Raw genomic sequence first — 7,754 nt, 5'->3', positions numbered from 1 at the left:
TCGTTGAATGCTCCTATCAGCATTATCAGGAATGAAGAACTGGTACTGATATACGCAGAAGCGAAAATACAAACCAATGCAATACCTGATGCCGTGGTAGCGCTCAACCGCATACGGCTCTCGCATAATCTTACTCCTTATGCCGGCGCCGTGAACCATGATGCACTGATCAATGAATTGTTGTATAACAGGCGGTATTCACTTTTTATGGAAGGCCACCGCTGGGTAGATCTGAGACGGTATAACAAGTTGAATACTTTGCCGAAAGACAGGGTGGATGATGATGTGTGGACGCAGTACCCGCTGCCGCAAAGTGAAACTGCAGAATAAGCACATACGTGCATAAAAAAAGCGAAGCGCATCAGTGGTGCGCTTCGCTTTTTTTATGCATGTATTTATGTTATGCCATTGCTCTTCTTTTCATTTCTTTCCTGATGAGTGCCAGTTCCCGGCCCATTTGCCCGGCGATAGAAGTATTTTCCTGCGCCCTGCGGAGCAGGTAAGGCATTACATCTTTTACCGGGCCATATGGCAGGTATTTACTTACGTTATAACCGGCATGCGCCAGGTTAAAAGTGATGTTATCGCTCATACCCAGCAGCTGTGAAAAACTCACATGCGGATGGTTGTGCGGTAATCCTTTTTCGTGGAGTAATTTTGCGGCAAACATGCAACTGTTTTCGTTGTGCGTGCCTATAAAAACAGCGAGCTTATCGAGGCGATCAATACAGAATTTTACGGCGGCATCATAGTCTTTATCCGTAGCCGCTTTACTGGGTTGTATAGGCGTAGGATAATTATTTTCTGCGGCACGTTTGTTCTCTTTTTCCATATAAGCACCGCGTACCAGTTTAGCGCCCAGCAGGTAGCCTTCCTTCACTGCTTTTTCCAGGGATACCTGCAGAAAAGAATAACGGTCGTGGCAATACATCTGGAAGGTGTTATACACAACTACTTTCCCTTTGTTGAATAAAGACATCATTTCGTCGGTGAGGGCGTCTACCGGGTCCTGGATCCAGGATTCCTCTGCATCTACGAGGATGGCTACATTGTGGCTGGCGCCGGCTTCGGCAATGGCGTGCACGCGGTTACGCACACGGGTATATTCCTGTTGTTCGCCGGCCGTTAAAGTTTCCTTGCGGTGTACTTTTTCCAGCAGTTCGAACCGGGCAAAGCCGGTAATTTTTATAGCGATAAAGGGGATATCAGGGCGGGAGGCAGCGTACCGGATAGCACGGATAAATTCTGGAACAGCGGCATCGTAGCTTTCTTCTCCTTCCATTGCTTCCACACCATAATCCAGTGCTACGCCTACATGATAATTCCCCAGTTGCAGCGCGGTAGCAGCAGCTTCCTCCAGGGTTTCACCGCCGCAGAACTGTGAGAAGATAGTGTTCTTAATAATCCCTTTAATGGGCAGTCCCAGTTTAAAGGCAACTGGCGTCATCACTGCACCCAGTTTTACCAACCATGGTTTCCCGATATTACTAAAGAGAAAGTTGGCTTTTTTCAGTGCTTTGTCGGTCTTTGCCTCAAATGCGATAGCGGTATTATCAAATGATAAAGGTAGCTGCTTTTCCATGGGCCGCAAAGTTAGGGTGCGCCCGGCTTCTAAACAAAAATCATTATAATATCAGCATATCTTTTTAACAGGGTTAACAGATATTGTCTATTGCTTCTCAGAAATTGTTTAAGCATAGCTGTTTACCGCTGTTTATTTTGTTACTTTTAGGTCTTTTTAGATACATACAAAATTCCCGGAATATGCGATTTAAACCTGATACTATCTCCCGCTGTTTTCCCGGCCGTTATGCGCTGGCATTGTTGCTTACAGGCGGAATAGTGATCACTGGCTGTGAAACCAAAACGAAGACGCCTGAAAATACACCTGTAAACCTGAAAACTCCGGGTATCGGCTACCAAACCTATAAGGGTATTACCGGCCGGCGTACTTCCGTTACGCTGCCAGACAGCTCCCATGTAATACTTAACTCCGCCTCTGTGCTGGAAGTGCCGGCCAATTACCTGCAGGGCAACCGCGCGGTGATCCTGGATGGCGATGCGTTCTTTACCGTTGTTCCATCTACCGATACATTTACTGTTACCAGCGATAAACTAAGAGCCACCGTATTAGGCACCGCCTTTAAAATGCGTTCCTTTGCCAGTCAGCATGGCGCCACGGTATACCTGCTCAACGGGAAGATCCGGGTAGGGAAATCCTATCACTCTGCTACCGATAACCAACCGGAAATACTGGAACGCGGGCAGATGATCCTGGCCAATAATGAAATTGACCTGATGGAAAAAGAAACCTATCACCCGGAGGAACTGGAAACATGGTTATCCGATACATTGCGGATCAGCAGTGCCAATCCTATGGCGCTGTCGCGCACACTGGAAGAATGGTTTGGCGTAGAGGTGGAAATGAAGGGTGATGCTTCCAAAGCACCGGCAATTACAAATGCTGCTTTTTTTCATGCTACACTGGAAGATGTGCTGAAGAACCTGGGTGAGCAACAGGGTTTCAGGTATAAGATCAGTGATAACAAAGTGGTGATTACGTTTTAGTATATGCTTTCCCGTTAGTAGTACAATCGGAGGTTGTCTGACTCAGGATTTTGATGATTTTGCTGATTACGCTGATTAGATTTTGTAATGATTTTAGAAGATTTGGGGAGATTTAAGCGGAGGTTGTCTGACTCAGGATTAAACGGATTACGCTGATTACCCTGATTTTTACTTTTTGATGATAGTGGATCGGGTGCTATTTTTTTTTGATGGATGCTGATCAGGATTTTATTTTCCTGTTAAAGGAAAAGATGTCGGTATCGGGGTCTTTCTTTCCTTGTATGAGGTTGGTGATGATATTGGCGGCAACCTGGCTGAAAGTGATGCCGTTGCCTCCAAAGCCCAGTGCGAAAAAGGTATGCGGCATTGGGGCAAAAGGCCCGATAAAAGGTAGCCCGTCTTCAGTGGCGCCAAAGGTGCCTGTCCATTTGAACTCGGGATGAAAACGCAGCTGCGGGAATTTTTTGTGGAAGTCTTTTTCGAGTTGTTTTGCCTTACGGTGAATAAGTTTATCGCGGCGGCCGGGATTATAATAAGGTTCATCCCTTCCTCCTACCAGTATGCGGTGATCGCTGGTAGTGCGCATGTAGAGATATGGAGATTTTGTTTCCCAGATGAGGCAGTTCTGATACCATTGCTCTACTGCGTGATTGGGCTCACTTGCCAGGGCGTAGGTAGATGTTAATTTCAGCAAAGGAATGTTGATGTATTGCAACGCTTCGTAACCCGTAGCAATGACCAGGTAGCGTGCAGTAATGCGATGTCCCTGCGAGGTGGTTAGTGCCACGCTGCGGGGACGGAAATCAATATCGGTAACGGCGGTACGGTCGAACACCTGTGCGCCCTGTTTAATGTTATACTGATGCAATGCATGAGTGAGCATATATGCATCTGTTTGTGCGGCGGTATGGGAATAGATGGCTGCCGGCGCGTTGAAGCCCATTTTTGCTTTTACCGTTGCCGCATCCCACCACTCCATTTTAAGCCCCAGCTCCCGGCGGGCTTCCAGTTCTTCCGATAACTTTTTTACATCTTTCCGGTAAGAAGCCAGGTACAGGCTGTGTTTCCTTTCAAAATGCGGAAAGTGCAGGGCCTGGCAAATGCTTTCCAGTTCACCAACAGAGAGGGCGCATAACTCATATGCCCTGTTGGCATTATACCTGCCGGCTTTAATACGCAGCTCCGACAAGGGTGTATCAATTTCGTACTGCAGCAGGGAAGTGCTGGCAGCAGTGCTTCCCAGGCCAATAGTACGGGCATCGGCCACTACACAGGGAATACCGGCCTTTGTTAATGCGTAGGCTGTTAATGCGCCCGAAATACCACCGCCTATAACAGCTACCTGGGTACGAATATCCTGTTCCAGCCAGGGATAATTATATGGCAGGCCGTTACGGATAAGTGAATAAGGGTAACCTGACTGAAGATTCATATTTACTGAATTTACAAAAGCTGCACCAAAGAAATTCGTATCTTCTGTTTGCAAAATAAACTGTCATGAAAACACTAACTTTCTTTACAGGCTGTTTACTGATGGCTGTGAGCGCTTTCTCTCAAACGGCTCCCTGCTGTCATACAGACGCCATCACTGAATTTGCGGCACTGGCCAGCCATGAAGAATTTCGAATGGCCCACAAAGATCCGTTGCCATATACCTACCAGGGAACTACCGGTGCTGCGATCACTTTTCCCACTACAGACGGAACACCCGCACACGGCTTCCTGTTCAAAGCCAAAACAACTTCCGATAAATACCTGCTGGTGTACCAGGAGTGGTATGGTTTGAACGACTATATAAAAAAACAATCGGAGCAGCTGTATAACGACCTCGGAGGAAAAGTAAACGTACTGGCGGTAGATATGTATGACCAGAAAGTAGCTACCAACCGGGAAGATGCCGCTAAACTGATGCAGGGAGCCTCCAGGGAAAGATTGCAGGCCATTATGCAGGGCGCCATCAACTATGCCGGAAAAACCGCTGAAATAGCGGCTATAGGCTGGTGTTTTGGCGGCGGGCTGTCTTTGCAGTCGGGGTTACTTGCAGGGCCTCAGAATGTGGGTGTAGTGATGTATTACGGCATGCCTGAAAAAGATGTCAGCAAACTAAAAACTTTACATGGACCGGTATTAGGACTTTTCGGCAATAAAGACAAGGGCATTAACCCGCAGGTGGTAGATGAATTTGAAAAGAACATGAAAGAAGCAGGTAAAACGCTGACGGTTAAACGCTATGATGCGGCCCACGGCTTTGCCAATCCGAGCAATCCTATTTTCGACAGCGCCGCTACTGCAGATGCTTACGGATACGTGGTACCATTCCTTAAAAAAGCATTTTCACTGTAAATGAAAAGCGGAGGGAAAATTCCCTCCGCTTCAGTATTTATTTGCCGCCAAGTCTTACCAGCAGCTCTTTTGTTTTCCGTATACCCTCTTCTTCAGATAATTTCTCTCCTTCATACTCAATTCCCATGAAACCATTAAAGCCTGCATCCTTTACAGTTTTAAGGATACGGCTATAGTCGATGGTAGACTCGTTGCCGTTGGCATCGAAGTCGTATGTTTTTGCGCTCACGCCTTTGGCGAAAGGCATCAGTTCCACTACGCCTTTATAGCGGTCGTATTCTTCAAGACAAGTGGTTTTAGCCCATGCTTCCGGGGTATTGGCTTCCGGTTTGCTTCTTTTGATACAGAAGTTGCCAAGGTCCGGCAGGGTGCCGCAGTTGGGCATATTCACGGTTTTCATTACACCGCTGAGCCATTCCCCGTTGGAAGACATACCGCCATGGTTTTCCACGATCACGTTAATGCCATGTTCCTTACCAAAGGTGGCCAGTTTGGTGAGGCCATCAGCAGCCGCTTTGGCCACTTCTTCCGGAGAGCCTTCTCCTGCTGCGTTAACACGGATAGCATGACAGCCGAGGAACTTAGCCGCTTCCACCCACTTGTAATGATTTTCTACAGCCTGCATTCTTTTCTTCACATCCAGGTCGCCCATTTCTCCTTCGCCATCGCACATAATAAGCACGCTGCGAACACCCAGGTCGTCGGCACGTTTTTTCATTTCTGTAAGATAGGCCTGGTCCTTTGCCTTGTCTTTGAAAAACTGGTTCACGTACTCGATGCCTTCAATGCCAAATTCGTTCTTTGCACGGGAAGCAAAATCAAGATGGTTCATTTTACCGGCAAACAACGCTTTATGGAACGACCATTCCGCTAAGGAAATCTTAAAGAAAAGTTCGTGTGCAGCGGCTTCTCCGGGTTTGGCGGCTGCAGCGCTGTCACTTTCACTTTTAGTAGATTTACCGTTATTACACGCTGCCAGGATAGCGGGCAGCATCCCCATTCCCATTGTGTACACTCCCATTTGACGCAGGAACTGCCTGCGGTTATTAACATTACTCATATACGTGGGTTTTAAAATTCATTCTTCTAAAATATTCATTTACACGGGGGAAAGCAAGTTTAAACGCATAAAATTTTAAGGGAGATGAAAAAAAGATAGCTGCTATGCTGCGGGGATCTTTGCAAGACGGGATATGCCCGAAGGTCAGGATTTTATTTCATGTACGTCTGCTGCCAGCACCGAAAGGATTCCCTGCACTACTGCTTCGTGCCGCATGATGCGGAAATGGCCGTCGCCCGTAATGCGGAGCGATTGAATAGCCGGGTACTGCTGCAGGTAATCATCTATTTCCGTGGCTTTAGCCAGGGTATCAGTGGTATCGTAGGCCATCCAGATCTTATCGGCTTTGATGTTATTGATGTAGCGGTGCAGGTCCATGTCAGAGAGGTCTTCTCTTAACCGTTGCCTGATCAGCTGTTGCAGCACGGGCATTACCACGGGGTGGATACGGAAGAGGCGAAGCGCTTCATCGAAAAATACAGGAGCGCTGAGCGCAGTACTGAGCATCAGCAGGCGGGGTACGTGTACCTCTTTGCGGGAAAGCGTTAATGCAGCATTAAGACCGCCGAACGAATGCCCTACGATAGCATGCAGCAAACCTTCCTGCTGCATTACCTGTTCCAGTACATGCATCCACTGTACCAGGTTGGTGCGTTTGCCGCCGGAGAGGCCATGCGCCGGCGCATCATAGGCTATTACCTGGTAGCCTTGTGTTACCAGTGAGGTGATAAGCTGTTTAAAATGGAGGGGACTACCACCCCAGCCATGCAGTAATAATACTTTAGGACCGGTGTTTCCCCAGCGATAAGTAGTTACTTTCAGCGGCGCATTATCAAATGGGTAACTGGTTACCTGCAGCTGCTGTATTACGGCCTGATTGCGGAACTGCTGGTGTACCGGCCGGAGCTTCAGCGCCGGTGGTGTACAATACAGCCGGTAAAACAGCTTCGCCGTGGTAACCGGGAAAGGGCGGCTCATAGCGGATAAAATCGCGCCAGTCATCCGTAAAGACAATGGTAAAACCTGGTGTTGCATTTTAGACCGAATGGTTTATTTTAAGAAATAAAAAAAGTCAGCGGCTATGCAGCCTGATTTCCTCTCTTAGTGCATCCAATACCACGAGCATCTGTTTATTATGTCCGAGTACCGCGCTCACGAGCATAGCGCCTTCCAGCATAGTAAACATCCGGATAGCGAATTTGCGCTCGTCCCAGTCCTGTTTAAATTCACCGTGTTCCTTTCCATACTGCACCATTTTAGCGATACGCGACTGGTAATAGAGTACCAGTTCACTTACTTTCCTTTTCAGCCCGGGGTTGGTATCGTCGGCCTCCACGCCGAAATTGAGCATAGGGCAGCCGCCGGCAACTTTTTGCTCCATCGGGAAACGGGCGTAGTATTGGAACAACGCTTCAAACTTACCGGTGGAAGTATTGGCAGTAGCCGTTACCTGCCGCAGGTTCAGTTTTTCTTCTTCTGCGATGTAATCGAACACCTCCATTACTATTTCCTCCTTGGAGGAAAAATTCCCGTACACACCTCCCTTGGCCAGTTTTGTAGCCTTCAGGATATCGCTGATAGAAGTTCCGGCTACTCCTTTTTTGTTGAAAATAGGAGCAGCTTTTTCTATGATAAACTGGCGCGTTCTTTCTGCTTTGCCCATACGGTATACAAATTAGACCAATTGGTTTATTTTTACAAATATATTTTCTGAGCGGATTTTGTCTGACGCGGATTTTGTCTGACTCAGGATTATGATGATTTCGCTGATTACCCTGATTTT

8 protein-coding genes are annotated in these 7,754 nt (G+C 47.5%); 3 read left to right on the top strand and 5 right to left on the bottom strand.

The features are described 5' to 3' along the window. Positions 1-330, top strand: a 330-nt coding sequence (locus VN105_RS16850) for a RagB/SusD family nutrient uptake outer membrane protein (protein WP_325642696.1), incomplete at its 5' end; no start/stop codon positions are given. Positions 331-400: 70 nt separating this feature from the next. Here the strand turns inward: VN105_RS16850 and VN105_RS16845 are convergent. Further along, complete coding sequence (locus VN105_RS16845) at positions 401-1,582, bottom strand: proline dehydrogenase family protein (protein ID WP_325642695.1); 1,182 nt, start codon at positions 1,580-1,582, stop codon at positions 401-403. 182 nt (positions 1,583-1,764) lie between these two features. On the opposite strand from VN105_RS16845, the gene VN105_RS16840 reads away from it, so the two are divergent. Continuing rightward, positions 1,765-2,568, top strand: a complete 804-nt coding sequence (locus VN105_RS16840; protein ID WP_325642694.1) for a FecR family protein — start codon at positions 1,765-1,767, stop codon at positions 2,566-2,568. Positions 2,569-2,788: 220 nt separating this feature from the next. Here the strand turns inward: VN105_RS16840 and VN105_RS16835 are convergent, their stop codons facing one another. Beyond that, a complete protein-coding gene (locus tag VN105_RS16835) occupies positions 2,789-4,000 on the bottom strand; it encodes an FAD-dependent oxidoreductase (protein ID WP_325642693.1) in 1,212 nt (403 codons plus the stop codon). Between the two features lie 65 nt (positions 4,001-4,065). Here VN105_RS16835 and VN105_RS16830 point away from each other — a divergent pair, with 65 nt between their 5' ends. Continuing rightward, complete coding sequence (locus tag VN105_RS16830; protein ID WP_325642692.1) at positions 4,066-4,911, top strand: dienelactone hydrolase family protein; 846 nt, start codon at positions 4,066-4,068, stop codon at positions 4,909-4,911. A gap of 37 nt (positions 4,912-4,948) precedes the next feature. Here the strand turns inward: VN105_RS16830 and VN105_RS16825 are convergent, their stop codons facing one another. The 3 genes from VN105_RS16825 to VN105_RS16815 all read right to left on the bottom strand — a co-directional run bounded on the left by VN105_RS16825 (position 4,949) and on the right by VN105_RS16815 (position 7,634). After that, the gene (locus VN105_RS16825; RefSeq protein WP_325642691.1) at positions 4,949-5,971 is read right to left on the bottom strand and encodes a sugar phosphate isomerase/epimerase family protein; all 1,023 of its coding nucleotides are present in this window, start codon (positions 5,969-5,971) and stop codon (positions 4,949-4,951) included. Between the two features lie 144 nt (positions 5,972-6,115). Next, positions 6,116-7,006 (bottom strand): alpha/beta hydrolase, encoded by an 891-nt coding sequence (locus tag VN105_RS16820; protein ID WP_325642690.1) that lies wholly within the window; start codon positions 7,004-7,006, stop codon positions 6,116-6,118. 37 nt (positions 7,007-7,043) lie between these two features. Next, positions 7,044-7,634 carry a TetR/AcrR family transcriptional regulator gene (locus VN105_RS16815; protein ID WP_325642689.1) on the bottom strand — a complete coding sequence of 197 codons (591 nt, stop codon included), beginning with the start codon at positions 7,632-7,634 and terminating at the stop codon, positions 7,044-7,046. Between the last annotated feature and the right edge of the window lie 120 nt (positions 7,635-7,754).

This window comes from Chitinophaga sp. (genome assembly GCF_035564935.1).
GTDB lineage: Bacteria > Bacteroidota > Bacteroidia > Chitinophagales > Chitinophagaceae > Chitinophaga.
The sequence above is the reverse complement of the archived record's forward strand: the minus strand, read 5'-3'. Positions and strand labels throughout refer to the sequence as shown.

Bases quoted from the DNA above. Each gene is read 5' to 3' on its own strand.
- VN105_RS16830 (WP_325642692.1), top strand. From the start codon at position 4,066: ATGAAAACACTAACTTTCTTTACAGGCTGTTTACTGATGGCTGTGAGC.
- VN105_RS16815 (WP_325642689.1), bottom strand. From the start codon at position 7,634: ATGGGCAAAGCAGAAAGAACGCGCCAGTTTATCATAGAAAAAGCTGCT.
- VN105_RS16835 (WP_325642693.1), bottom strand. From the start codon at position 4,000: ATGAATCTTCAGTCAGGTTACCCTTATTCACTTATCCGTAACGGCCTG.
- VN105_RS16825 (WP_325642691.1), bottom strand. From the start codon at position 5,971: ATGAGTAATGTTAATAACCGCAGGCAGTTCCTGCGTCAAATGGGAGTG.
- VN105_RS16845 (WP_325642695.1), bottom strand. From the start codon at position 1,582: ATGGAAAAGCAGCTACCTTTATCATTTGATAATACCGCTATCGCATTT.
- VN105_RS16820 (WP_325642690.1), bottom strand. From the start codon at position 7,006: ATGCAACACCAGGTTTTACCATTGTCTTTACGGATGACTGGCGCGATT.
- VN105_RS16840 (WP_325642694.1), top strand. From the start codon at position 1,765: ATGCGATTTAAACCTGATACTATCTCCCGCTGTTTTCCCGGCCGTTAT.